Origin of the sequence: Citrobacter sp. RHBSTW-00887, assembly GCF_013728095.1 — a bacterium.
Taxonomy (GTDB): domain Bacteria; phylum Pseudomonadota; class Gammaproteobacteria; order Enterobacterales; family Enterobacteriaceae; genus Citrobacter; species Citrobacter braakii.
The window spans coordinates 1,826,921-1,853,811 of record NZ_CP056267.1 but is presented as its reverse complement, the minus strand read 5'-3'; the positions used below and the strand labels follow the sequence as shown (position 1 = coordinate 1,853,811).

Genomic DNA, 26,891 nt, shown 5'->3' with positions numbered 1-26,891 from the left:
GGTAGCCCAATACATGAACACTATGAACGTAATTATTGCCGATGACCACCCGATTGTACTGTTCGGTATTCGTAAATCACTTGAGCAAATCGAGTGGGTAAACGTTGTCGGCGAATTTGAAGACTCCACTGCACTGATCAACAATTTGCCTAAGTTAGATGCTCATGTGTTGATTACCGACCTCTCCATGCCGGGAGATAAATACGGTGACGGGATCACGTTAATTAAGTATATCAAGCGCCATTTCCCGAGCCTGTCGATTATTGTTCTCACCATGAACAACAACCCGGCAATCCTGAGCGCGGTACTGGATCTCGATATTGAAGGAATTGTCCTGAAGCAAGGCGCGCCAACAGATCTGCCGAAAGCGCTTGCCGCGCTGCAGAAGGGTAAGAAATTCACCCCGGAAAGCGTTTCTCGTCTGCTGGAAAAAATCAGCGCCAGCGGTTACGGCGACAAACGTCTGTCACCGAAAGAGAGCGAAGTTCTGCGCCTGTTTGCCGAAGGTTTCCTGGTTACTGAAATCGCGAAAAAACTCAACCGCAGTATTAAAACCATCAGCAGCCAGAAAAAGTCGGCAATGATGAAACTCGGTGTGGAAAACGATATCGCCCTGTTGAATTACCTTTCTTCCGTCACGCTGAGTCCTTCAGACAAAGAGTAATTCTTTTAACATCGACGTGCCTGATGGCACGGCGTTTATCAGGCCTACGAATGACACGATGTTGTGCGTGTTACGTAGGCCGGATAAGGCAAACGCCCCATCCGGCCTCTTTTATTCCCGCGCCTTTCTCACTCTTTCCGCATAGACCGTCAGCGTTTGCTTCAATACATCTAACGTCACCGGCTTAGACAGACAGCTATCCATACCTGACTCCAGACAACGCTGCTTCTCTTCAGCCAGCGCGTTGGCCGTCACGCCGACAACCGGCAGGGTTAATCCTAACTGGCGAATACGCTGGGTCAGGCGATAACCATCCATGTTCGGCATGTTAACGTCGCTCAGCACGATGTCGATATGGTTTTTACTCAGTACATTGAGTGCGTCCACGCCGTCATTCGCGGTTTTACACTGATACCCCAACGATCCCAACTGATCGGCCAGTAAACGCCTGTTGATAGGATGATCGTCGACCACCAGAATCATCATGTCATCGTTAGTTGCAGCAACTTTATCCGGGGCTGGCAACGCCGTTGAAAGCTCTTCACTACTCAGCTCAAGGCTGTAGATATGCGCCAACAGCGCGGGCAATTCGTGAGGCGATGCCACGCTGTGCACCCACTCCCCGGGCACCCTTTCCAGCGGAATACCGATATGACGACGGCAGAAAATAACCGCAGCGCGTCCCTGCCACGCCTGGTCCAGCACATCGTCGGCAATCAGCAGGTCATCCGCATCCGGTTGCTGTCCCTCATAGCACTGCACCGTCATCCCGTTACGCGCCAGACTGGATTCAATAAACTGGTACAGCGACGCGTTACGCACCGCCAGCCAGCAACGTTTGCCGACAAGCCCTTCGATACCTTTTTTCAGCGGGTACTGCGCGCCATAAAGCGGAATACGCAGCATAAACTGGCTACCCATTCCCGGTTCAGAATCGACGGAAATATCCCCATCCATCATGCTGATCAGTTTTTCACAGATAGCCAAACCAAGCCCGGTTCCCTGGAAATTACGCTGTACGCCGGTTCCCACCTGGAAGAAAGGATCAAACAAGCGGACGACCTCTTTGGCTGGGATCCCAACCCCGGTATCACGCACGCGAATACTGAGATAGTCTTCGTTACACTGCACGTGCAGCACAATGCAGCCGGTATCGGTAAACTTGATAGCATTACTCAGCAGATTGGAAATCACCTGCTGCAAACGCATCGGATCACCATTGAGCGCCACCGGTACATTCGGGTCGATAAAGCAGTACAACCCCAGCTGTTTGCGAACCACCAGCGGCAGATAGTTAGCCGTAATATGATTCATTACTTCACGCGGTGAAAACTCGCGCGGTTCAATCTTCAGCTGTTCAGATTCAATTTTCGAGAAATCGAGAATATCGCTGATAATTTTCAACAGCAGGCTGGAAGAGTTGTTCATCGCCGTCACCAGGCGATCCACTCCGTTGGGTAACTCTTTGGTTTGCAACAAATCAAGGTTACCGATAATGCCATACAGCGGTGTACGCAGCTCGTGACTTACCGTCGCAAGGAACATCGATTTGGACTGGCTCGCCTGCTCCGCCGCCTGCGCCATCTCCTGCAACGACTCTTCCATTTTAACGCGCGCGCTGATGTCAACTAGCACACAAATTGCCACGTTTTCATTACGATAGCGCGAGTGCACAAAGCTGATTTGCAGATTGGTATTGTTGCTGGTCAGCACATCAACAAAATTGACCTGCTGGCCGCAGATAATTTGCGTTAACCGTTGCCGGTCTTCATGCGTCAGCATATTGAGATAGGTGTGCGCCAGCTCATTACTCAGGATGTTAATGCCATCTATCGTACGCAGAATACAAATCCCAACCGGCGCGGAAGCCACGATTTTACGGTTAAACTGCTCGTGCTCTTCCAGACGCTGGGCATCGCTTTCCGCAGGAATAAAAATGCGCCGCTCATACATGCGCGTGAGCATAAATAACGCCGCGCCAACCAGCACATTCAGCAGAATAGCGTTCAGGATCATCATGCGGATCCGCTCCAGCACCAGGTCGACCGGTACTGAATAAATAATGCTTAGCGATGACGGGGGCAGGTTTTTCTTCAGCACCAGTTCGTGAAAACCCGACGTATAGCCAAACCAGGAGCGCTCCTGCATCCAGCGAGGTTCAGCCTTAATATTCCCCTCTGGGCCTGTGAGCGAAATCAGCGCATGACCATTTTCATCAAGGATGGTCACTCCCATCGGCAAACTGCCCGGCGTGAAAAAGTTCTCCATGCGGATAGGCTGTTCCACACCCAACAGCGCCTGCAGGCGATTAGCGAGATAAACCGGCGTCAGCGCATAGAAATAGCCTATCCCCGGCCGCGGCCCCTGGCTAATCCAGAACAGGTTATTACCGTTTTCGTCCTGCGGTGCATTGCGATACTTAATAATGCGCTCATGCAGCGCCTTCAACGCCCCGTCACGTTCGACAGGCATATCACGCAGACCGAAATTGGCCATGCAAAGGTTGTCGCTGCCGATCAGGAACACACGATTCAAATCATAGGCCGCGGAAAAGTTATCCCGCCAGTAGCGCATAAACCACGCCAGCGATTCCAGCGAACCTCGCCAGGCGTTGCCCATCACCGAGCAGTCGGAGTCGGCAAACAGCGGCTCGAAGTTTGGCACGGCGGTTTTATCATCCCGCGCGCGCAACGACATCACGCCGTTTTCCGCCGTTAAGCGATTCTCCGCGATATATTTCAGCTCTTTAATCACATCAGAGGTGCGCTGAATGTAACGTTGGGCCTGATCGGAACTGAGGTTAAGCTCCTGGTGAATCTCGGACTCTCTCTGGTGCAGCGCATTCACGATGTAGAAAACGGAGGCAAATGCGATTAGCCCCCAGATCAGGAGCGCCAACGCCCTGAACAGATAGCGTGAGACTTTTAGCGTTGAATGAACGGAAGCAAGGTATTTCAAAGGGGCGAAGCTCCGCCTCAGGGCATTAATAGAGTGTGGTTAAGGTAGCGGTAAATGTCCGGCGTCGCAATGCCCTCTCTTTACGGGAATATGATACACCGCTCTGAAACCATTGTCTTAACCCGTGATAATCGTCGTTTGCCTGAAAAACACTGCACGGATGTCAGAATGCGCTACCTGAGATGGCTGGCTCGTCGGTTATACCCACGACGATTACGCAACCAAATGATCATGATGGCCATCCTGATGGTCATCATTCCGACGATATCTATAGGTTATATCGTAGAAACTGAAGGCCGTTCAGCAGTCTTATCTGAAAAAGAGAAAAAACTGTCATCGGTGATAACCCTGCTAAACGATGCGCTGGGCGACCGCTTTAGTCACTACCCAAATTTGCCGCGTGAAGCACGCATTCGCGCGCTTAATCAAGAGTTGGCCCCCATCACCGAGCGCATTACGCAAGCGTTTCCCGGCATTGGCGCCGGGTATTATCACAAAGCGCTGGATGCCATTATCACCTACGCTCCCTCCGCGCTTTACCAAGGCAACGTAGGTATCACCATCACCGAGGATCATCCCGGACGCGAAGTGATGAGTAGCAACGCGCCTGTGGTCTATTCCGGGCGACAGGTTCGCGGCGACATACTCAACTCGATGATCCCAATAGCGCGCCAGGGAGAGGTTATTGGGTATATCTGGGCCAATGAGCTCACCGAAGATATCCGCCAGCAGGCCTGGAGAATGGACGTCAGGATTATTGCCGTACTGGTTGCCGGGCTCATCTGTAGCCTGCTGCTCATCGTGCACTTCTCACGCCGACTCAGTGCGAATATCGACATCATCACCGATGGGCTTTCCACGCTGGCACAAAAAACCCCTACCCGATTGCCTGAACTCCCCGGCGAGTTAGGACAAATCAGCCGTAGCGTCAATGCGCTGGCACAAACGCTACGGGAAACCAAAACCCTTAACGATCTGATCATTGAAAATGCCGCAGATGGCGTGATCGCCATCGACAGGCAAGGCGACGTTACCACCATGAACCCGGCGGCAGAACAGATAACAGGCTACACGCTGCATGAGCTGGTCGGACAGCCCTATGCGACGCTCTTTGCCAATACGCAGTTTTATAGCCCGGTTCTGGACACCCTTGAGCACGGTACTGAACATGTGGCCCAGGAGATTAGCTTTCCAGGACGAGAACGCACCATTGAGATCAGTGTAACCACCAGTCGGATCCATAACGCACACGGCGAGCTGATTGGCGCGCTGGTTATTTTCTCCGATTTAACCGCCCGTAAAGAGACCCAGCGTCGACTGGCGCAAACCGAAAGGCTTGCCACCCTGGGTGAGCTGATGGCCGGCGTCGCGCATGAAGTGCGAAACCCGCTGACCGCAATTCGTGGCTACGTCCAGATCATCCGCCAGCAAACCTCGCTGCCGGAACATCAGGAATATTTATCTGTTGTGCTGAATGAAATTGATTCCATCAATAAAGTTATTCAGCAACTGTTAGATTTCTCTCGCCCACGACAAAGCCAGTGGCAACAGATTCGGCTCAATGCGCTCATTGAAGAGACGCTAATCCTGGTGCAAACCGCTGGCCTGCAGGCACGGATCGCCTTTACAACGGAATTAGATCCCAGCCTGCCGCCGATCGTCGCCGATCGCGAACTCCTCAAACAGGTGATCCTCAATATTTTAATCAATGCGGTACAGGCGATCGCTGCGCGAGGCGAAATTCGCATCCGTACCTGGCAATACTCGGCCTCGCAACAGGCCGTGATGATTGAAGATAATGGCAACGGTATCGATCTCGCCATACAGAAGAAAATATTCGATCCCTTTTTTACGACAAAAGCATCAGGCACCGGTCTTGGACTGGCGCTGAGCCAGCGCATCATCAACGCGCATCAGGGGGATATCCACGTAACCAGCCAGCCTGGCTGCGGGGCGATATTCACTCTGATTTTACCTCTTAACCCGCAGGGAAATCCGTCAGAATGAAAACGACCTATCGTATTCTCATCGTTGATGATGAAGAAAATGTTCGCCGTATGCTTGCCACCGCATTTTCCCTGCAAGGGCATGAGACACATTGCGCCAGCGACGGGAAAGCCGCGCTGAGCCTGTTTAGCGAAACGCAGCCAGACGTGGTGCTGATGGACATTCGCATGCCGGAGATGGACGGTATCGACGCGCTGAAAGTTATGCGCACGCAGCAACCACGGATCCCCGTCATTCTGATGACCGCTTACGCTGAAGTAGAAACCGCAGTAGAAGCTTTACGTAGCGGCGCATTCGACTACGTGATTAAGCCCTTTGATCTCGACGAGCTAAGCATGGTGATTCAACGCGCATTGCAACTGCAGGAGATGAAACAGGAAATCCGCAATCTGCATAAAGCGTTGACCACCAGCTGGCAGTGGGGACACATTCTGACCACCAGCCCGCGTATGATGGATATCTGTAAAGACACGGCGAAAATTGCTCTCTCCCAGGCAAACGTGTTGATTAGCGGTGAAAGCGGCACAGGAAAGGAGCTGATCGCCCGCGCCATTCACTACAACAGCAAACGCGCCAATGGCCCCTTTATCAAAATTAACTGCGCGGCCCTGCCGGAGTCGTTGTTGGAAAGCGAGCTATTTGGTCACGAAAAAGGCGCGTTTACCGGGGCACAGACGTTGCGCCAGGGATTGTTCGAACGCGCTCATCAGGGAACTTTATTGCTTGATGAAATTGGCGAGATGCCGCTGGTGCTGCAGGCCAAGCTGCTGCGCATTTTGCAGGAGAGGGAGTTTGAACGCATCGGCGGGCACCAGACCATTCGCGTTGACATTCGAATCGTCGCCGCCACCAACCGCTGTCTGCAAACGATGGTGAAGGAAGGAACGTTTCGCGAAGACCTGTTTTACCGGCTCAACGTTATCCATCTGACTTTGCCGCCCTTACGCGAGCGTCGTGAAGATATTGCCTTATTAGCAAACCACTTTTTACAAAAATTCAGCTCTGAAAATCAGCGGGATATTATCGAAATCGACCCGACGGCGATGTCGATCCTCACCGCCTGGCCCTGGCCCGGTAACATTCGCGAACTGTCAAACGTCATCGAACGTGCAGTCGTTATGAATACCGGTGCGGTGATCTTTGCCGACGATCTCCCCGACCCGTTGCGCAACCCGGTGAGCGCCACAACAGAAACAAAACCGACTTACTCCGGGGAACGCAATCTGAAAGAAGAGATTAAACGTGAGGAAAAACGAATTATCCTCGAAGTCCTCGACAATCAGGACGGCAATCGCACCCGCACGGCGCTGATGCTGGGAATTAGCCGTCGCGCTTTAATGTATAAATTACAAGAGTACGGCATCGACCCATCAGGTTCCTGATACGCAAATTTGCTATGCAGAATTTTGCACACTGCGCAAAATTCTGCATAACCCCTCCTGGTCTCCTTTCACCAAAACCACAAAAATAAACCAATAAATTCAATCAACTAAACATTAATACGTTTCTTTAGTCATTCTGGCACCCTGCTTGCAATTCCCTGAGCGTACCCAAAATGGAGTATGCAAAAAGGGAAACATAATGAAAACAAAACTGATTACCTTACAAGACGCTGCGGGCTTCTTTCGTGACGGCATGACCATCATGGTCGGTGGTTTTATGGGCGTTGGCACACCACCTCGTCTGGTTGAAGCCCTGCTGGAGTCCGGCGTCAGAGATCTGACGCTGATTGCTAACGATACCGCCTTTGTCGATACCGGTATCGGACCCCTGATCGTCAATGGGCGGGTGAGCAAAGTGATTGCCTCGCACATTGGTACAAACCCGGAAACCGGTCGTCGCATGATTGCCGGCGAGATGGATGTACAGCTGGTTCCGCAAGGTACCCTGATCGAACAGATTCGCTGCGGCGGCGCGGGTCTTGGCGGCTTTCTCACCCCCACGGGCGTTGGCACCATCGTGGAAGAAGGTAAGCAAACCATGACGCTTGAGGGTAAAACCTGGCTGCTTGAACGCCCTTTACGCGCCGATTTAGCGCTTATTCGCGCCCACCGCTCTGACATGCTTGGCAACCTCACCTACCAGCTCAGCGCCCGTAACTTTAACCCTCTGATTGCCCTCGCCGCTGACATCACGCTGGTCGAACCGGACGAAATAGTTGAAACAGGGGAGCTGCAGCCTGACCAGATTGTGACCCCCGCCGCCGTTATCGACCATATCGTCATTCCACAGGAGAGCTAATCATGGATGCTAAACAACGTATTGCGCGCCGGGTGGCGCAAGAACTTCGCGATGGCGATATCGTCAACTTAGGTATCGGCCTGCCAACGATGGTAGCCAACTACTTACCTGCTGATATTCACATTACGCTGCAATCTGAGAACGGTTTTCTGGGGCTGGGCCCAGTCACCACCGCCCATCCTGACCTGGTGAACGCGGGCGGCCAACCGTGCGGTATTTTGCCGGGCGCGGCGATGTTTGATAGCGCCATGTCGTTCGCGTTGATTCGCGGCGGTCATGTTGATGCCTGTGTGCTTGGCGGGTTGCAGGTCGATGAGCAGGCAAACCTCGCCAACTGGGTGGTTCCCGGCAAGATGGTGCCCGGCATGGGTGGCGCAATGGATCTGGTGACCGGTGCGCGTAAAGTCATTATCGCCATGGAGCATTGCGCAAAAGACGGCTCAGCAAAAATCCTGCGTCAATGCACCATGCCGCTCACCGCGCAGCATGCTGTGCATATGCTGGTCACCGAGCTGGCTGTATTCCGCTTTATAGATGGCAAGATGTGGCTGACTGAAATCGTCGAAGGATGCGACATCGCCACGCTATGTGAAAAAACCGAAGCACAGTTTGAAATTGCCGACGATCTGCGCATTCTGCGAGGTGACGCATGATTGGCCGCATCGCTCGCTTTATGACACGGGTAGTCAGCCGCTGGCTGCCCGACCCACTGATTTTCGCCATGTTATTAACGTTGCTGACCTTTGGCATCGCGCTGTGGTTAACGCCGCAGACCCCCATCAGCATGGTGAAATTCTGGGGTGACGGTTTCTGGAACCTTCTGGCGTTTGGTATGCAGATGGCGCTGATCATCGTAACCGGCCATGCGTTAGCCAGTTCCGGGCCGGTGAAAAGCCTGCTGCGTACGGCGGCATCCGCCGCCAAAACCCCCGCTCAGGGCGTCATGCTGGTGACTTTTTTTGGTTCAGTTGCCTGCGTTATTAACTGGGGATTTGGTCTGGTGGTCGGGGCGATGTTCGCCCGCGAAGTTGCTCGTCGGGTACCGGGTTCCGATTATCCGTTACTGATTGCCTGCGCCTACATCGGGTTCCTGACCTGGGGCGGCGGCTTCTCCGGCTCAATGCCTTTGCTGGCGGCAACGCCTGGCAACCCGGTCGAGCACGTAGCGGGCCTCATTCCTGTCGCGGATACCCTGTTCACCGGTTTCAATATTTTCATCACGCTCGGCCTGATTGTGGTGATGCCGTTTATCACCCGGATGATGACGCCAAAACCTTCAGATGTGGTGAGCATCGATCCGAAACTTTTATTGGAAGAAGCTGATTTTCAAAAGAAACTGCCGCCGGATGCGCCGCCATCTGAAAAACTGGAAGAGAGCCGCATTCTGGCGCTGATCATCGGTGCATTAGGGATTGCCTATCTGGGTATCTACTTTGCCGAGAAGGGTTTCAACATCACCATCAATACCGTCAACCTGATGTTTATGATTGCCGGTCTGCTGCTGCACAAAACGCCGATGGCCTATATGCGCGCCGTCAGTGCTGCGGCACGCAGCACCGCCGGGATTCTGGTGCAATTCCCCTTCTATGCCGGCATTCAGTTGATGATGGAGCACTCCGGCCTCGGTGGGCTCATTACTGAATTTTTCATCAACGTTGCCAACAAAGATACCTTCCCACTGATGACTTTCTTCAGTTCAGCCCTGATTAACTTTGCCGTGCCATCCGGCGGTGGCCATTGGGTTATTCAGGGACCGTTCGTCATGCCTGCCGCTCAGGCGCTGGGTGCCGATCTTGGCAAATCAGTCATGGCCATCGCCTACGGTGAGCAGTGGATGAACATGGCACAACCGTTCTGGGCGCTACCCGCGCTGGCCATCGCCGGTCTCGGAGTACGCGACATTATGGGCTACTGCATCACCGCCCTGCTCTTCTCCGGCGTCATTTTTGTTATTGGATTGACCTTGTTCTGACGGCAACAACTTAATTAAAGGAACTGAAAAATGAAAAACTGTGTCATCGTCAGCGCGGCACGTACCGCAATCGGCAGTTTTAACGGCGCACTGGCAACTACGGGTGCCGTCGAGCTTGGATCAATCGTCATTAGAGCCGCTCTTGAACGCGCGCACCTTGACCCACAGCGCGTGGACGAGGTGATTATGGGCAACGTGCTGCAGTCAGGACTCGGGCAAAACCCAGCGCGTCAGGCATTATTAAAAAGCGGCCTGTCCGACACCGTTTGCGGCTTTACCGTCAACAAAGTGTGCGGCTCTGGCCTGAAAAGCGTGGCGCTTGCCGCCCTCGCTATCAAGGCCGGACAAGCCCAGGCGATCGTCGCGGGAGGGATGGAAAACATGAGCCTTGCCCCCTACCTGTTAGATGCAAAAGCCCGCTGGGGCTATCGCCTCGGTGACGGGCAATTGTCCGACGTGATTCTGCGCGATGGCCTGATCTGCGCCGAGCATGGTTACCACATGGGGATCACTGCAGAAAATGTTGCCAAAGAGTATGGCATCAGCCGCGAAATGCAGGATGAACTGGCTCTACAGTCGCAGCGTAAAGCCGTTGCCGCAATCGAGTCTGGCGCATTTGAGGCTGAAATCGTGCCCGTCAGCGTGTCATCACGGAAGAAAACCATCATCTTTGAGCGTGACGAATTCCCCAAAGCTGACTCGACGGCCGAAGGCCTCGCCGCATTGCGTCCAGCCTTCGATAAAGCAGGAACCGTCACCGCAGGTAACGCCTCGGGGATCAACGACGGTGCAGCGGCATTAGTGATAATGGAAGAGTCCGCAGCACTGGAGGCTGGGCTGAAGCCATTAGCGCGGATCAAAGCCTGGGCCAGTGGCGGCGTAGCTCCGGCTATGATGGGGATGGGGCCGGTTCCCGCCACGCTGAAGGCACTGCAACTGAGTGGCTTACAGCTTTCTGATATCGATCTGATCGAAGCCAACGAAGCGTTTGCCGCTCAGTTTCTTGCCGTCGGTAAAACGCTGGGATTTGATCCGCAAAAGGTTAACGTCAACGGTGGGGCAATTGCGCTGGGACACCCTATTGGCGCCAGCGGCGCGCGAATACTGGTGACGCTGCTGCATGCGCTACAGGCACGGGATCAAACGCTTGGACTGGCCACGCTGTGCATCGGCGGCGGTCAGGGCATTGCGATGATAGTGGAGCGAATGAATTAAAAAAAAGGGCCGGATATTTCCGGCCCTTTTTATCACGTCTTAATTACTCTTCAGCGTCGTCCGCTGCATCGTCATCGCTTTCCGCTTCAGGCGCGATATCCTCGTCCCCTTCAGCAGCGCTACCGTCGATGGAGTCGAGCTCTTCATCATCAACCGGTTCAGCAACGCGTTGCAGACCCACAACGTTTTCATCTTCCGCAGTACGGATGAGGATAACGCCCTGGGTGTTACGCCCTACCACGCTGATTTCCGACACGCGAGTACGCACCAGCGTACCTGCATCGGTGATCATCATGATCTGGTCGGTATCTTCAACCTGCACTGCGCCGACAACGGAACCGTTGCGCTCGGTGACTTTGATGGAGATAACGCCCTGGGTCGCACGAGACTTGGTCGGATACTCTTCCGCCGCCGTACGCTTACCGTAGCCGTTCTGGGTAACGGTCAGGATAGCACCTTCACCACGCGGAACGATCAGCGATACCACGCTGTCGCTTTCCGCCAGTTTGATACCGCGTACGCCGGTCGCGGTACGTCCCATCGGACGAACAGCCCCCTCTTTGAAGCGCACCACTTTACCGGCAGCAGAGAACAGCATAACTTCATCACTACCAGACGTCAGGTCAACGCCAATCAGCTCATCGCCTTCGTTCAGGTTAACCGCAATGATACCGGCTGAACGCGGACGGCTGAACTCGGTCAGCGCTGTTTTCTTCACGGTACCGCTGGCGGTTGCCATGAAGACGTTGACGCCTTCTTCGTACTCACGTACTGGCAGAATTGCGGTGATACGTTCGTTAGCTTCCAGTGGCAGCAGGTTGACGATAGGACGTCCACGCGCACCACGGCTTGCTTCCGGCAACTGATAAACCTTCATCCAGTACAAACGACCGCGGCTGGAGAAGCAGAGGATCGTGTCATGGGTGTTGGCCACCAGCAGGCGGTCGATAAAGTCTTCTTCTTTAATTCGTGCTGCAGATTTGCCTTTACCGCCACGACGCTGCGCTTCGTAATCGGTTAACGGCTGATATTTCACGTAGCCCTGATGAGACAAGGTCACGACAACATCTTCCTGGCTAATCAGATCTTCGATGTTGATGTCAGCGCTGTTCGCGGTGATTTCGGTCCGACGTGCGTCGCCGAACTGTTCACGAATCAGCTCCATCTCTTCACGGATGACTTCCATCAGACGATCGGCGCTGCCCAGAATGTGCAGCAGTTCAGCGATCTGCTCCAGCAGCTCTTTGTATTCGTCGAGCAGTTTTTCGTGCTCAAGGCCGGTCAGTTTCTGCAAACGCAGATCCAGAATGGCCTGGGCCTGCTGTTCAGTAAGGTAGTACTGACCGTCACGCACGCCAAATTCCGGTTCCAGCCATTCAGGACGCGCGGCATCATCGCCGGCACGTTCCAACATGGCAGAAACGTTACCCAGCTCCCACGAACGCGCGACCAGCGCTGCTTTCGCTTCTGCCGGGGTTGGCGCACGGCGGATCAGTTCGATGATCGGATCGATGTTCGCCAGCGCAATCGCCAGCGCTTCAAGGATGTGCGCACGGTCGCGGGCTTTACGCAGTTCAAAGATAGTACGGCGGGTTACGACTTCACGGCGGTGACGTACAAACGCAGCAATAATATCTTTCAGGTTCATGATTTTCGGCTGTCCATGGTGCAACGCAACCATGTTGATACCGAAAGAAACCTGCAGTTGGGTCTGGGAGTAGAGGTTGTTCAGAACCACTTCCCCGACTGCGTCGCGTTTCACTTCAATCACGATGCGCATACCGTCTTTGTCAGACTCGTCACGCAGCGCGCTGATACCTTCAACGCGTTTGTCTTTTACCAGCTCGGCGATTTTCTCGATCAGGCGCGCTTTGTTCACCTGATACGGAATTTCATGGACGATGATGGTTTCACGGCCAGTTTTGGCATCCGCTTCGACTTCCGCGCGCGCGCGAATGTACACTTTGCCACGGCCGGTACGGTAGGCTTCTTCAATACCACGACGACCGTTGATGATCGCGGCGGTCGGGAAGTCCGGACCCGGAATATGTTCCATCAGCCCTTCAATGCTGATGTCTTCATCGTCAATGTATGCCAGGCAGCCGTTGATCACTTCCGTCAGGTTGTGCGGCGGAATGTTGGTCGCCATACCTACCGCGATACCGGACGAGCCGTTCACCAGCAGGTTAGGAATTTTGGTTGGCATGACGTCAGGAATTTGTTCGGTGCCGTCGTAGTTATCGACGAAATCCACCGTTTCTTTTTCCAGGTCAGCCATCAGCTCATGGGCGATTTTCGACATACGGATTTCCGTATAACGCATCGCCGCTGCGGAGTCGCCATCGACAGAACCAAAGTTACCCTGACCATCTACCAGCATGTAACGCAAGGAGAATGGCTGCGCCATACGAACAATGGTGTCGTAAACGGCGATATCACCATGAGGGTGGTATTTACCGATTACGTCACCAACGACACGGGCAGATTTTTTATAGGCTTTATTCCAGTCGTTGCCCAATACGTTCATGGCGTAAAGTACGCGACGGTGAACCGGCTTCAGGCCATCTCGGACGTCCGGCAGCGCACGGCCAACAATGACCGACATCGCATAATCCAGATAGGAGCTCTTCAGCTCTTCCTCAATGTTGACCGGTGTAATTTCTCTCGCAAGGTCGCTCATCTAACCGCTATCCCTCTACTGTATCCCGGATTCAAAGGTCGCAAATTATAACACATCCGTGCAGATTCAGGTAAATGGATTCCCCCTGACAGAGGCTTTATTCATCCCGTCAGGCTGATATACTCATTTGCATCGCAAATTTAGGAGTAGAAGCCCCAATGAATGCCGAAAAACCTCCGGTAACTCACAACGTTGATCAGGAAGAAATTGCCAAGTTTGAAGCAGTCGCGTCACGCTGGTGGGATCTTGAGGGTGAATTTAAGCCACTGCACCGTATTAACCCGCTGCGCCTGGGCTATATCACGGAGCGCTCAGGCGGCCTGTTTGGTAAAAAGGTACTCGACGTCGGCTGCGGCGGCGGCATTCTGGCGGAAAGCATGGCGCGCGAAGGCGCAACCGTCACCGGGCTGGACATGGGCTTTGAACCGTTACAGGTAGCAAAACTGCATGCGCTGGAGAGTGGCATCCAGGTGGAATACGTTCAAGAAACGGTTGAAGAACATGCGGAAAAACATGCGCATCAGTATGACGTTGTGACCTGCATGGAAATGCTGGAGCACGTACCGGACCCGCAGTCGGTGGTCAGGGCCTGCGCCAGACTGGTCAAACCGGGCGGCGAAGTGTTTTTCTCCACGCTTAATCGCAACGGCAAATCCTGGCTAATGGCGGTGGTCGGCGCGGAATATATTTTGCGTATGGTGCCGAAAGGCACGCATGATGTGAAAAAATTCATTAAGCCGGCTGAACTGTTAGAGTGGGTTGACCAGACCGTGCTGAAAGAGCGTCATATGACCGGCCTGCACTACAACCCGATCACCAACAGTTTTAAACTCGGCCCCGGCGTTGATGTGAACTATATGCTACACACTACCGCGCAAGCAGATTAACCTCCTCCACCCGGCCGGATAAGGCGTGCAACGCCGCAATCCGGCACCGTACCTGATAGTGCGCAGCTTTCGGGCCTGCGCATCGCCTACCAATCCTGAGTAGGATCGTCAGGGCAATTTTTGCGCCAGGTCATAAGAACTTACCTTGCCTTAGATGAAGAAATCAGCACTCGATCAAATTTTCTATTTTTTTTCTCAATTATTGACATCCTCGCCAGGCCTTATAAGACGCGCACTTAGCGATTATTACCCTTTTGCAACCTCAATTTAACCTCAAAATCAACTCTTGTACTGAAAAGAATCCCTACTAGAATACTCACCATATAGCGTCTACTTTATCAAACAACCCCTACATATAGTATTTATCCACAGACTTAGTCACAACATGACTTTGTGGATAATATGGGGGATATTTTTTCTTTCACGGACAGGTAAAAAACCACATGAATCAGAGTCTGCTGGTGACAAAGCGTGATGGTAGTACAGAGCGCATCAATCTCGACAAAATCCACCGAGTTCTGGATTGGGCGGCAGAAGGACTGAATAACGTATCGATTTCTCAGGTCGAGTTGCGCTCCCACATTCAGTTTTATGACGGTATCAAGACATCCGATATCCATGAAACAATCATCAAAGCTGCCGCCGACCTGATCTCCCGCGAGGCACCGGATTATCAGTACCTGGCTGCTCGCCTGGCGATTTTCCATCTGCGCAAAAAAGCCTACGGTGAGTTTGAACCGCCGAAACTGTTCGACCATGTCGTGAAAATGGTTGAAATGGGCAAATACGACAATCATCTGCTGGAAGACTACACGGAAGAAGAGTTCAAGCAGATGGACTCGTTCATCGTACACGACCGTGATATGACCTTCTCCTACGCTGCGGTGAAGCAGTTAGAAGGTAAATACCTGGTACAAAACCGTGTTACCGGTGAGATTTATGAAAGCGCGCAGTTCCTCTACATTCTGGTAGCGGCCTGCCTGTTCTCTAACTATCCGCGTGAAACGCGTCTGCAATACGTAAAACGTTTCTACGACGCCGTTTCTACGTTTAAAATTTCGCTGCCGACGCCGATTATGTCCGGCGTGCGCACCCCTACCCGTCAGTTCAGCTCCTGCGTACTGATCGAGTGCGGCGACAGCCTGGACTCCATCAACGCCACCTCCAGCGCGATTGTGAAATACGTTTCCCAGCGCGCCGGCATCGGTATCAACGCCGGTCGCATCCGTGCGCTGGGTAGCCCGATCCGCGGCGGTGAAGCGTTCCACACCGGTTGTATTCCGTTCTACAAGCACTTCCAGACCGCGGTAAAATCCTGCTCCCAGGGCGGCGTACGCGGCGGTGCTGCAACGCTGTTCTACCCGATGTGGCACCTGGAAGTTGAAAGCCTGCTGGTCCTGAAAAACAACCGTGGCGTCGAAGGCAACCGCGTGCGTCATATGGACTACGGCGTACAGATCAACAAACTGATGTACACCCGTCTGCTGAAGGGCGGCGACATCACGCTGTTCAGCCCGTCCGACGTTCCAGGCCTGTATGATGCGTTCTTCGCTGACCAGGACGAATTCGAACGTCTGTACACCAAATATGAAAACGACGACAGTATCCGCAAGCAACGCGTGAAAGCCGTTGAGCTGTTCTCACTGATGATGCAGGAACGTGCCTCTACCGGGCGTATCTATATTCAGAACGTTGACCACTGCAACACTCATAGCCCGTTTGATCCAATTGTCGCTCCGGTGCGCCAGTCTAACCTGTGCCTGGAAATCGCCCTGCCGACCAAACCGCTGACCGACGTTAACGACGAAAACGGCGAAATTGCGCTGTGTACGCTGTCCGCATTTAACCTCGGTGCTATCAACAGCCTGGACGAGCTGGAAGAGCTGGCTGAATTGGCGGTGCGCGCGCTGGATGCGCTGCTCGATTATCAGGATTATCCAATTCCTGCCGCCAAACGCGGCGCAATGGGTCGCCGTACGCTGGGTATTGGCGTGATCAACTACGCCTACTGGCTGGCGAAAAACGGTAAGCGTTATTCTGACGGCAGCGCGAACAACCTGACTCACAAAACCTTTGAAGCCATTCAGTATTACCTGATGAAAGCCTCTAACGAGCTGGCGAAAGAGCAAGGCGCGTGCCCGTGGTTTAACGAAACGACCTACTCCAAAGGTATTCTGCCGATCGATACCTATAAAAAAGATCTCGATGCTATTGTCAACGAGCCGCTGCATCTGGATTGGGAACAACTGCGCGAATCCATCAAAACGCACGGTCTGCGTAACTCCACGCTGTCAGCCCTGATGCCATCGGAGACCTCTTCGCAGATCTCTAACGCCACCAACGGTATTGAACCACCGCGCGGCTATGTGAGCATCAAAGCGTCGAAAGACGGTATTCTGCGCCAGGTCGTGCCGGACTACGAACACCTGCACGACGCGTACGAACTGCTGTGGGAAATGCCGAACAACGATGGCTATTTGCAGCTGGTAGGTATCATGCAGAAATTTATCGATCAGTCGATTTCCGCCAACACCAACTATGATCCGTCGCGCTTCCCATCCGGAAAAGTACCGATGCAGCAGTTACTGAAAGACCTGCTCACCGCCTACAAATTTGGTGTGAAAACGCTGTATTATCAAAACACCCGTGACGGTGCGGAAGATTCTCAGGACGATCTGGTGCCGTCCATTCAGGACGACGGCTGCGAAAGCGGCGCATGTAAGATCTGATGAACGATGCCGGGTGGCACCAGGCTCACCCGGCCTACAGTAGCTTGGTTTGTAGGCCGGAAAGGGTGCTTGTAACGCCATCCGGCACTCATCCCACAAAGGATTCACATCAATGGCATACACCACTTTTTCACAGACGAAAAATAACCAACTTCTGGAACCGATGTTCTTCGGCCAGCCGGTGAACGTCGCCCGCTACGATCAGCAAAAATATGACATCTTCGAAAAACTGATCGAAAAGCAGCTCTCTTTCTTCTGGCGTCCGGAAGAAGTTGATGTTTCTCGCGATCGCATCGACTTCCAGGCGCTGCCGGAACATGAAAAGCATATCTTCATCAGCAACCTGAAATATCAGACGCTGCTGGACTCCATTCAGGGACGTAGCCCGAACGTGGCGCTGCTGCCGTTAATCTCGATCCCTGAGCTGGAAACCTGGGTGGAAACATGGGCGTTTTCAGAAACGATCCACTCCCGTTCCTACACCCACATCATTCGTAACATCGTGAACGATCCGGCGGTGGTGTTTGATGACATCGTCACCAACGAGCAGATCCAGAAACGCGCGGAAGGCATTTCCAGCTATTACGACGAATTGATTGAGATGACCAGCTACTGGCATTTGCTGGGCGAGGGCACGCATACCGTTAACGGTAAAACGGTTGTCGTAAGCCTGCGTGAACTGAAGAAGAAGCTGTATCTGTGCCTGATGAGCGTGAACGCGCTGGAAGCGATCCGCTTCTACGTCAGCTTCGCCTGCTCCTTCGCCTTCGCCGAACGTGAACTGATGGAAGGCAACGCGAAAATTATTCGCCTGATCGCCCGCGATGAAGCCCTGCATTTGACCGGGACCCAGCATATGCTGAATCTGCTGCGCAGCGGCGTGGACGATCCGGAAATGGCGGAAATCGCCGAAGAGTGTAAACAAGAATGTTACGACCTGTTCGTACAGGCCGCGCTGCAGGAAAAAGAGTGGGCGGATTATCTGTTCCGTGACGGCTCAATGATTGGCCTGAATAAAGACATTCTGTGCCAGTACGTTGAGTACATCACCAACATCCGTATGCAGGCTGTCGGACTCGACTTGCCGTTCCAGACCCGCTCTAACCCAATCCCATGGATCAACACCTGGCTGGTGTCTGATAACGTGCAGGTTGCGCCGCAGGAAGTGGAAGTCAGCTCTTACCTGGTCGGCCAGATCGATTCGGAAGTCGATACCGACGACCTGAGTAACTTCCAGCTCTGATGGGCCGCGTTACTCTGCGCATCTCTGGCACACAACTGCTGTGCCAGGATGAACACCCTTCCCTGCTTGCCGCGCTCGAATCGCACAATGTTGAAGTTGAATACCAGTGCCGCGCAGGTTATTGCGGCTCCTGCCGTACCCGTCTGGTAGCGGGACAGGTCGACTGGATTGCCGAACCTCTGGCATTCATTCAGCCAGGCGAAATTTTGCCCTGCTGCTGTCGGGCAAAAGGTGATATTGAAATAGAGCTGTAACGCGTGGCGGGATAAAAATTACGACTAAAAAAGAGCCGCCGATGGACGGCAGCTCTTTATTTCTCCTGGAGGTAGGTATGGCCACGTTGACGGCAGACGGCCTTATCTAGCCGTTAATAACGTTTGATCCAACCAGGCCTGTGACCGGAGGTGCATCACAGACCTTGTGCCATTACTCTTTATTCAGGAATGTCACTGCTTTGTCGGGGAAGTCGGTGAACAGCCCGTCAACGCCCGCCTTGTTATACAGAATGTCATACAGCTGGTTTACGTCAGTGGTGTAATCCGGCAGTTGATCGGCACGAACGGTATAAGGATGCACCACCATCTTATTCTGATGCGCGTCCTGTACCATGCCCGTTAACGAGATATTGCCTTTCTTCGACTTCTCATCAATCAGCATGTGATAGTCCGGCCCAATGCCGTCCGCATACTGCGCAACCTGCTTCATGGCACCCGGTTTAAACATCCAGTCGTAGTTGTAATTAACCCAACTACCGTCCGGCTTTTTCTCCTGAGTTTCATTCCAGTCAGTGTACGCAATCAACTGTACCAGATTGAGATCCATCCCCATCTTCGGTTCCAGTTCATTCTTAATGCGCTTTAACTCTGCGACATCAAAACACTGTAGATAAACCTTGTCGTTCTTGTCGGTGTACCCGTACTTTTTCAGCACTTCCAGCGTCTTAGCCGCAATGTCTTTCCCTTCCTGATGATGGAACCACGGCGCTTTCATTTCCGGGTAAATGCCAATGTTTTTACCGGTTGAATGATTTAATCCCTGAACAAACTCAATCTCTTCTTCGAAAGTGTGCACACGGAAATCAGATTTACCCATCGGGAAACGCCCTGGGTAGGTCTGGACCTTTTTGCCATTTTCGATATCAAAGCCTTCGGTAAATTTCAGCGATTTAATCTCATCCAGCGTAAAGTCGATAGCGTAGTAGCGCCCATCTTTACGCGCACGATCCGGGAAACGCTCGGCAACATCGGTGACGCGGTCAAGGTAGTGGTCATGCAGGACAACCAGATGGTCGTCCTTGGTCATCACCAAATCCTGTTCCAGGTAATCAGCCCCCTGAGCATAAGCCATCGCTTTTGCTGGCAGCGTATGCTCCGGTAGATAACCGCTGGCGCCACGGTGCGCAATCACGATTTTTTCTGCGGCAACCGCCGCGCTGCTCACCACAATACCTGTCAGCATTAGCGCCACGCTGAGACTTTTCAATGTGGTTTTCATCTATTAGCCCCCGTTACGCTTCAGTGCGATCTCTTCGTGATGGCGTTTTTCGCCAATCATGACGACCACCAGCAGAATAACCGCCAGCACGCTACCGCCAATCATCACCATAAAGCCGCCGTCCCAACCGAAGAAGTCAACGGTATAGCCAACAATGGCGCTCGCCGCTACGGAACCGCCGAGATAACCGAACAGACCGGTAAAGCCAGCCGCCGTACCCGCCGCTTTTTTCGGTGCCAGTTCCAGCGCATGCAGACCAATCAACATTACCGGACCGTAGATCAGGAAGCCGATGATGATCATACAAGCCATATCCACGTTCGGGTTGCCTGCCGGGTTCATCCAGTAGACGATAGTCGCGATAGTCACCAGCGTCATAAAGAACACGCCGGTCGCACCACGGTTGCCACGGAAGACTTTATCCGACATCCAGCCGCACAGCAGCGTGCCCGGAATACCCGCATATTCATACAGGAAGTAGGCCCAGGATGATTTATCCAGCGCGAAATGTTTCACTTCTTTCAGATAGGTCGGGGACCAGTCCAGGATGCCGTAGCGCAGCAGATAAACAAACACGTTGGCGATAGCGATGTACCACAACAGTTTGTTCGGCAGTACGTATTGCATGAAGATCTGCTTCGCAGTCAGCTCTTCTTCCGCTTTCTCGTTGTAATCGTCCGGGTAGTCGTTCTTGTACTCTTCGATAGGCGGCAGGCCACAAGACTGCGGCGTATCACGCATCAGAGCAAAAGCAAACAGCGCGACGACGATCGCACCGAAAGCAGGCATGTACAGCGCCGCTTTCCAGTCATTGAACCAGGCCATACCCAGCAGGAACAACAGAGGAGGCAGACCACCGCCCACGTTGTGCGCACAGTTCCAGACGGAAACAATGCCCCCACGCTCTTTCTGCGACCACCAGTGCACCATGGTACGACCACACGGCGGCCACCCCATTCCCTGGAACCATCCGCAGAGGAACAGCAGCACAAACATAACCGCAATGCTCGAAGTCGCCCACGGCACAAAGCCCATGAACAACATGACAGCGGCGGCCAGAATCAGACCCGCTGGCAGGAAAACGCGCGGATTCGAGCGATCCGAAACGGACCCCATGATGAATTTCGAAAATCCGTAAGCAATGGAGATACCGGATAACGCAAAACCCAGATCGCCACGCGAGAAACCTTGCTCAACCAGATACGGCATCGCAAGGGCAAAGTTCTTACGTACCAGATAGTACGCGGCATAGCCAAAGAAAATCCCCAGAAAGATCTGCCAACGTAATCGACGATATGTCGGGTCGATCTCCGCTGCAGGCAAACGCGCCGTGTGTGACGCTGGTTTAAAAATGCTCAACATAGTGTAGCCTCCGTGGCCGTCTTTCATTCGAAGTAAACACTGCAGTTCGTCATTACTACCCTACCGCTCCCAGTGTGGCCGCGATGTTAAGGAAAGATACATAACAAAAATGTGAAACGCTGCACATATTGTTACAGATTTATGACAAATGTTCATAAAGGCGCACGAAATCACGTTTCATTTTCGAATAATGAGCGATTATGCGCGAAATCAAACAATCCATGTTTTTTATGTGGCTAAATGATAAAAAACGAACTGTGAGGAAAAACAATGAAAATTCGCGACTCGCAAACAAGTGACGTGATTATCATTGGTGGAGGAGCAACAGGTGCAGGGATCGCACGCGATTGTGCGCTGCGCGGGTTGCGCGTCATCTTAGTGGAACGCCACGATATCGCCACAGGGGCGACCGGACGTAACCACGGTCTGCTGCACAGCGGTGCACGCTACGCCGTCACCGACGCTGAATCTGCCCGGGAGTGCATCAGCGAAAACCAAATTCTCAAACGTATCGCCCGTCATTGCGTTGAGCCGACGGATGGTCTGTTTATTACCCTGCCGGAAGATGAACTCTCCTTCCAGGCAACCTTTATTCGCGCCTGTGAAGAGGCTGGTATTCGCGCAGAAGCCATTGACCCTAAGCAGGCGCGCATTATCGAACCTTCCGTCAACCCACAGCTGATTGGCGCGGTAAAAGTGCCGGACGGCACGGTTGATCCTTTCCGCTTAACCGCCGCCAACATGCTGGATGCGCGTGAGCATGGCGCAGTAATCTTAACGGCGCATGAAGTGACGGGACTGATTCGTGAAGGGGCAACGGTTTGCGGCGTGAACGTACGCAATCATCTGACGGGTGAGATGCAGTCTCTGCATGCGCCGGTAGTCGTCAACGCCGCCGGGATCTGGGGCCAGCGCATTGCGGAATATGCCGACCTGAGCATCCGTATGTTCCCGGCCAAAGGTTCGCTGCTGATTATGGATCACCGCATTAACCAGCATGTCATCAACCGCTGTCGTAAGCCGTCTGACGCCGATATCCTGGTGCCCGGTGATACCATTTCGCTGATTGGCACCACCTCACAGCACATTGATTACGATGATATCGACAGCAACCGCGTCACCGCAGAAGAGGTCGATATACTGCTGCGTGAAGGCGAAAAACTGGCGCCGATTATGGCGAAAACGCGCATTTTACGCGCCTACTCCGGCGTGCGTCCTCTGGTAGCCAGCGACGACGATCCAAGTGGCCGTAACGTCAGTCGTGGGATTGTACTGTTCGATCACGCCCAGCGTGACGGACTGGACGGGTTTATCACCATAACCGGCGGCAAATTGATGACCTACCGCCTGATGGCAGAGTGGGCCACCGATGCCGTTTGCCGTAAGCTTGGCAATACCCAACCTTGCACAACGGCAGACACGGCGCTGCCTGGCTCACAAGAATCGACCGAGCATACGCTTAAACGCGTGATCTCGTTGCCCGCGCCACTGCGCGGCTCAGCGGTCTACCGTCACGGCGATCGCACCCCTGCGTGGCTTAGCGAAGGTCGTCAGCACCGCAGCCTGGTCTGTGAATGCGAAGCGGTCACTGCAGGTGAAGTGCAGTACGCCGTCGAGAATTTGACCGTCAACAGCCTGCTGGATTTGCGTCGCCGTACCCGTGTTGGAATGGGGACCTGCCAGGGCGAATTGTGTGCCTGCCGCGCCGCAGGTTTGCTGCAACGTTTTAATGTCACCACCGCCGCGCAATCTATCACCCAGCTTTCCGATTTTCTCAATGAACGCTGGAAAGGCGTGCAGCCTATCGCCTGGGGAGATGCGCTGCGCGAAAGCGAATTCACACGCTGGGTTTATCAGGGATTGTGCGGTCTGGAAAAGGAGCACCAGGATGAAATTTGATACCGTCATTATCGGCGGCGGCCTGGCCGGACTACTGTGCGGCCTGCAACTGCAAAAAAGCGGTTTACGCTGCACGATTGTCACTCGCGGCCAAAGCGCCCTGCATTTCTCCTCCGGCTCACTGGATTTGCTCAGCAACTTACCCGATGGCCAACCGGTGACGGATATAGAAGCAGGCCTGAATGCGCTGCGCACTCAGGCACCCGCGCACCCGTACAGCACCATCGGAACGCACAACGTCCTGGAGCTGGCCCAGCAGGCGCAAAATCTTCTCGAAGAATGCGGAACGCATTTGCAAGGCAAGGTACATCAGTCACATCAACGCATCACCCCGCTGGGAACGCTACGCTCAACCTGGTTAAGTTCCCCGGAAGTTCCGGTCTGGCCGCTGTCCGCGCAGCGTATCTGCGTTGTAGGTATTAGCGGTTTACTGGATTTTCAGGCACATCTCGCCGCGGCGTCACTGCGTCAACGCAATCTCAGCGTCGAGACGGCAGAAATCGATCTGCCTGAGCTGGATGTCCTGCGTGATAACCCGACCGAGTTTCGCGCCGTCAATATTGCGCGCCTGCTGGATAACGAAGATAAATGGTCACTGCTCTATGACGCTTTACTGCCAGTAGCAAAAACCTGCGACATGATAATTATGCCGGCCTGCTTCGGTCTGGCGGATGAACAGCTCTGGCAATGGCTTAACGAGCGTCTCCCCTGCTCGCTGACGCTGTTACCGACCCTCCCGCCTTCGGTACTGGGTATGCGTTTGCATAACAAATTGCAGCGCCAGTTTGTGCGCCAGGGCGGCGTCTGGATGCCGGGTGATGAAGTGAAGAAAATCACCTGTCAGGACGGCGTAGTCAGCGAAATCTGGACCCGTAATCATGCCGATATTCCTTTGCGGCCACGTTTCGCCGTGCTCGCCAGCGGCAGCTTCTTCAGCAGCGGGCTGGTCGCCACGCGTGAGGCCATCTACGAACCTATCCTGGGGCTGGATGTACAACAAACCGCCACCCGCGCCGAGTGGTATGAGCGTGACGTCTTCGACCCACAACCGTGGCAGCAGTTTGGCGTTACGACCGATGCCGGGCTGCGCCCATCGCTGGCGGGACAAACGATAGAGAACATGTATGCCATCGGTTCCGTTCTCGGCGGATTCGACCCTATCGCCCAGGGTTGCGGAGGCGGCGTGTGCGCTGTTAGCGCCTTACACGCCGCACATCATATTGCGAAACGTGCAGGAGGCCAGCAATGAGCGACACACGTTTTGAAAGTTGTATCAAATGCACGGTGTGCACCACGGCCTGCCCGGTAAGTCGCGTCAATCCGAACTACCCTGGTCCTAAACAGGCCGGACCGGACGGTGAGCGTCTGCGCCTGAAAGATGGCGCGTTATATGACGATGCGCTGAAATACTGCATCAACTGTAAGCGTTGCGAAGTAGCCTGTCCGTCAGATGTGAAGATTGGCGATATCATCCAACGCGCGCGCGCCAAATACGACACAACGCGTCCGTCGCTGCGTAACTTTGTCTTAAGCCATACCGATTTGATGGGTAGCGTGTCCACACCGTTAGCCCCGATAGTGAATACCGCCACCTCACTCAAACCGGTGCGTCAGCTGCTGGATTACGCGCTAAAAATCGACCATCGCCGTACGTTGCCGAAGTACTCTTTCGGCACCTTCCGCCGCTGGTATCGCAGCGTTGCCGCACAGCAAGCGCAATATCAGGATCAGGTTGCCTTTTTCCACGGCTGTTTTGTGAATTACAACCATCCGCAGCTCGGCAAAGATCTGATCAAAGTATTGAATGCGATGGGAACCGGGGTGCAACTGCTGAGCAAAGAGAAATGCTGCGGCGTACCGCTGATTGCCAACGGCTTTACAGATAAAGCGCGTAAGCAGGCGGTGAGCAACGTGGCCTCGCTCAGAGAAGCAATTGACGGTAAAGGCATTCCGGTGATCGCCACCTCATCAACCTGCACCTTTGCGCTGCGTGATGAATATCCGGAAGTGCTGGACGTCGACAACTCAGGTCTACGCGAACACATTGAACTGGCAACCCGCTGGCTGTGGCGCAAGCTGGATGAAGGCAAAACGCTGCCGCTGAAAACGCTGCCACTGAAAGTGGTCTACCACACGCCATGCCACATGGAGAAAATGGGCTGGACGCTCTACACGCTGGAACTGCTACGACAAATTCCAGGGCTGGAGCTAACGGTGCTGGACTCGCAATGTTGCGGGATTGCCGGGACATACGGCTTTAAAAAGGAAAACTACCCGACATCGCAATCCATTGGCGCACCGCTGTTCCGCCAGATTGAAGACAGCGGCGCTGATATCGTCGTCACCGACTGCGAAACCTGTAAATGGCAGATTGAGATGTCTACCAGTAAGCGCTGCGAACACCCCATCACCCTGCTTGCCAAAGCGTTAGGTTAATTCTGTTGCCCGGTGGCGTTGGCTACCGGGCATTTTTGCGAATGCCGTTGTACATAACTGAATACGTTGCAACCGGACGTATTTATCTCTGACTCCTCCACGCAAAGAATCAATTCCACGAATGCAGCCCGCGTCATCCGTGGGTACCGTCACGCCATCTTCTTCCTCTGGTGACGGACTACCATGGCTAAATCAGCAACATCAACACCGCATGATGCGGTTTTTAAAAAGATAATTTCTTATCCTGAGATGGCTCGCGATTTTCTTGAAATTCACCTTCCCGTCGCATTACGCGAGATATGTGACCTGCAAACGCTGAAGCTGGAGCCTACCAGTTTTATCGAAAAGGATCTCCGTGCTTACTATTCCGACGTATTGTGGTCGTTAAAAACCCGAGAAGGTGAAGGCTACATCTACTGCGTTATCGAACATCAGAGTACAGCGGTACAACACATGGCATTTCGCCTGATGCGTTATGCCACTGCCGCCATGCAATATCACCTGGATGCCGGATACAGAACGCTACCTCTGGTTATCCCCATGCTTTTTTATCACGGGCAACAGAGCCCGTATCCGTGGTCGCTCAACTGGCTGGACGAATTTGATTACCCACAACTGGCGCGCAAGCTTTACTCAGAAGCATTTCCGCTAGTGGACATCACTGTGGTATCTGACGACGAGATTATGCAGCATCGGCGTATCGCTCTACTTGAACTGATGCAAAAACATATCCGCGATCGCGATTTGATGGGACTGGTGGACAGGCTGGTCGCGCTTTTAGTTACTCGTACCGTTAATGACAGCCAGTTGCAAACGCTGTTTAATTATCTGCTACAGCGCGGTGAGGCTTCTCATGTCAGCGAATTTATCCGTGAAATTGCCGGGCGCTCACCCCATAACAAGGAGAAATTGATGACGATCGCAGAGAAACTACGCCAGGAAGGCCATCACAATGGATTGCAGGAAGGCTGGCTAAAAGGAACACGAGAAGAAGCATTACGTATTGCCCGCATGATGCTGGAGCGAGGCATCGATCATGAGACAGTCCTGACCATTACCGGATTTTCTGCTGACGACGTGACAGAACATCACCATTAGGAGCTA

Annotated in this window: 19 protein-coding genes; 15 read left to right on the top strand and 4 right to left on the bottom strand. The window is 53.5% G+C overall.

All coding sequences use genetic code 11. The features are described 5' to 3' along the window. Nucleotides 1–13 precede the first annotated feature (13 nt). Nucleotides 14–664 carry a response regulator transcription factor RcsB gene (gene rcsB, locus HV314_RS08765; protein ID WP_003027592.1) on the top strand — a complete coding sequence of 217 codons (651 nt, stop codon included), beginning with the start codon at nucleotides 14–16 and terminating at the stop codon, nucleotides 662–664. Between the two features lie 111 nt (nucleotides 665–775). Here the strand turns inward: rcsB and rcsC are convergent, their stop codons facing one another. Further along, a complete protein-coding gene (rcsC, locus tag HV314_RS08760; RefSeq protein WP_181547863.1) occupies nucleotides 776–3,622 on the bottom strand; it encodes a two-component system sensor histidine kinase RcsC in 2,847 nt (948 codons plus the stop codon). A 168-nt stretch (nucleotides 3,623–3,790) separates the two neighbouring features. Between rcsC and atoS the strand changes: the two genes are divergently transcribed. The 6 genes from atoS to HV314_RS08730 all read left to right on the top strand — a co-directional run bounded on the left by atoS (nucleotide 3,791) and on the right by HV314_RS08730 (nucleotide 11,057). Then, complete coding sequence (gene atoS / locus HV314_RS08755) at nucleotides 3,791–5,629, top strand: two-component system sensor histidine kinase AtoS (protein ID WP_181547862.1); 1,839 nt, start codon at nucleotides 3,791–3,793, stop codon at nucleotides 5,627–5,629. Further along, nucleotides 5,626–7,011: an acetoacetate metabolism transcriptional regulator AtoC gene (atoC, locus tag HV314_RS08750; RefSeq protein ID WP_019077262.1), complete on the top strand. Its 1,386-nt coding sequence runs from the start codon at nucleotides 5,626–5,628 to the stop codon at nucleotides 7,009–7,011. The genes atoS and atoC overlap by 4 nt, the downstream gene beginning before the upstream one ends. 199 nt (nucleotides 7,012–7,210) lie before the next feature. Then, entirely contained in the window at nucleotides 7,211–7,870 is a 660-nt protein-coding gene (atoD, locus tag HV314_RS08745; RefSeq protein WP_019077263.1) for an acetate CoA-transferase subunit alpha, read from the top strand. 2 nt (nucleotides 7,871–7,872) lie between these two features. Then, a complete protein-coding gene (locus tag HV314_RS08740) occupies nucleotides 7,873–8,523 on the top strand; it encodes a 3-oxoacid CoA-transferase subunit B (protein ID WP_016157021.1) in 651 nt (216 codons plus the stop codon). Beyond that, the gene (locus HV314_RS08735; protein ID WP_016153794.1) at nucleotides 8,520–9,842 is read left to right on the top strand and encodes a TIGR00366 family protein; all 1,323 of its coding nucleotides are present in this window, start codon (nucleotides 8,520–8,522) and stop codon (nucleotides 9,840–9,842) included. The genes HV314_RS08740 and HV314_RS08735 overlap by 4 nt, the downstream gene beginning before the upstream one ends. Nucleotides 9,843–9,872: 30 nt before the next feature. Then, the gene (locus HV314_RS08730; protein WP_181547861.1) at nucleotides 9,873–11,057 is read left to right on the top strand and encodes an acetyl-CoA C-acetyltransferase; all 1,185 of its coding nucleotides are present in this window, start codon (nucleotides 9,873–9,875) and stop codon (nucleotides 11,055–11,057) included. Nucleotides 11,058–11,100: 43 nt separating this feature from the next. On the opposite strand, the gene gyrA is transcribed toward HV314_RS08730, so the two are convergent. After that, entirely contained in the window at nucleotides 11,101–13,737 is a 2,637-nt protein-coding gene (gene gyrA, locus HV314_RS08725) for a DNA topoisomerase (ATP-hydrolyzing) subunit A (RefSeq protein ID WP_049281471.1), read from the bottom strand. A 158-nt stretch (nucleotides 13,738–13,895) separates the two neighbouring features. On the opposite strand from gyrA, the gene ubiG reads away from it, so the two are divergent. The 4 genes from ubiG to yfaE all read left to right on the top strand — a co-directional run bounded on the left by ubiG (nucleotide 13,896) and on the right by yfaE (nucleotide 18,850). Then, the gene (gene ubiG, locus HV314_RS08720; protein WP_016157023.1) at nucleotides 13,896–14,624 is read left to right on the top strand and encodes a bifunctional 2-polyprenyl-6-hydroxyphenol methylase/3-demethylubiquinol 3-O-methyltransferase UbiG; all 729 of its coding nucleotides are present in this window, start codon (nucleotides 13,896–13,898) and stop codon (nucleotides 14,622–14,624) included. Between the two features lie 443 nt (nucleotides 14,625–15,067). Continuing rightward, nucleotides 15,068–17,353 carry a class 1a ribonucleoside-diphosphate reductase subunit alpha gene (nrdA, locus tag HV314_RS08715; protein WP_016153798.1) on the top strand — a complete coding sequence of 762 codons (2,286 nt, stop codon included), beginning with the start codon at nucleotides 15,068–15,070 and terminating at the stop codon, nucleotides 17,351–17,353. A 112-nt stretch (nucleotides 17,354–17,465) separates the two neighbouring features. Beyond that, nucleotides 17,466–18,596: a class Ia ribonucleoside-diphosphate reductase subunit beta gene (gene nrdB, locus HV314_RS08710; protein WP_016153799.1), complete on the top strand. Its 1,131-nt coding sequence runs from the start codon at nucleotides 17,466–17,468 to the stop codon at nucleotides 18,594–18,596. Next, nucleotides 18,596–18,850 carry a ferredoxin-like diferric-tyrosyl radical cofactor maintenance protein YfaE gene (yfaE, locus tag HV314_RS08705; protein WP_016153800.1) on the top strand — a complete coding sequence of 85 codons (255 nt, stop codon included), beginning with the start codon at nucleotides 18,596–18,598 and terminating at the stop codon, nucleotides 18,848–18,850. Before nrdB ends, yfaE begins: the two co-directional genes overlap by 1 nt. Before the next feature lie 172 nt (nucleotides 18,851–19,022). Here the strand turns inward: yfaE and glpQ are convergent, their stop codons facing one another. Both glpQ and glpT read right to left on the bottom strand, forming a co-directional pair. Further along, nucleotides 19,023–20,090: a glycerophosphodiester phosphodiesterase gene (glpQ, locus tag HV314_RS08700; protein ID WP_016157024.1), complete on the bottom strand. Its 1,068-nt coding sequence runs from the start codon at nucleotides 20,088–20,090 to the stop codon at nucleotides 19,023–19,025. A gap of 3 nt (nucleotides 20,091–20,093) precedes the next feature. Next, the gene (gene glpT / locus HV314_RS08695) at nucleotides 20,094–21,452 is read right to left on the bottom strand and encodes a glycerol-3-phosphate transporter (protein WP_016153802.1); all 1,359 of its coding nucleotides are present in this window, start codon (nucleotides 21,450–21,452) and stop codon (nucleotides 20,094–20,096) included. A 270-nt stretch (nucleotides 21,453–21,722) separates the two neighbouring features. On the opposite strand from glpT, the gene glpA reads away from it, so the two are divergent. The 4 genes from glpA (at nucleotide 21,723) to HV314_RS08675 (ending at nucleotide 26,885) form a co-directional block, all read left to right on the top strand. Continuing rightward, complete coding sequence (glpA, locus tag HV314_RS08690) at nucleotides 21,723–23,351, top strand: anaerobic glycerol-3-phosphate dehydrogenase subunit A (RefSeq protein ID WP_016157025.1); 1,629 nt, start codon at nucleotides 21,723–21,725, stop codon at nucleotides 23,349–23,351. Beyond that, on the top strand, nucleotides 23,341–24,600 hold the full coding sequence (gene glpB / locus HV314_RS08685; protein WP_046275944.1) for a glycerol-3-phosphate dehydrogenase subunit GlpB: 1,260 nt from the start codon (nucleotides 23,341–23,343) through the stop codon (nucleotides 24,598–24,600). The genes glpA and glpB overlap by 11 nt, the downstream gene beginning before the upstream one ends. Next, a complete protein-coding gene (glpC, locus tag HV314_RS08680) occupies nucleotides 24,597–25,787 on the top strand; it encodes an anaerobic glycerol-3-phosphate dehydrogenase subunit GlpC (protein WP_181547860.1) in 1,191 nt (396 codons plus the stop codon). The genes glpB and glpC overlap by 4 nt, the downstream gene beginning before the upstream one ends. A 183-nt stretch (nucleotides 25,788–25,970) precedes the next feature. Then, the gene (locus HV314_RS08675; RefSeq protein ID WP_016153806.1) at nucleotides 25,971–26,885 is read left to right on the top strand and encodes an Rpn family recombination-promoting nuclease/putative transposase; all 915 of its coding nucleotides are present in this window, start codon (nucleotides 25,971–25,973) and stop codon (nucleotides 26,883–26,885) included. Nucleotides 26,886–26,891: the final 6 nt, after the last annotated feature.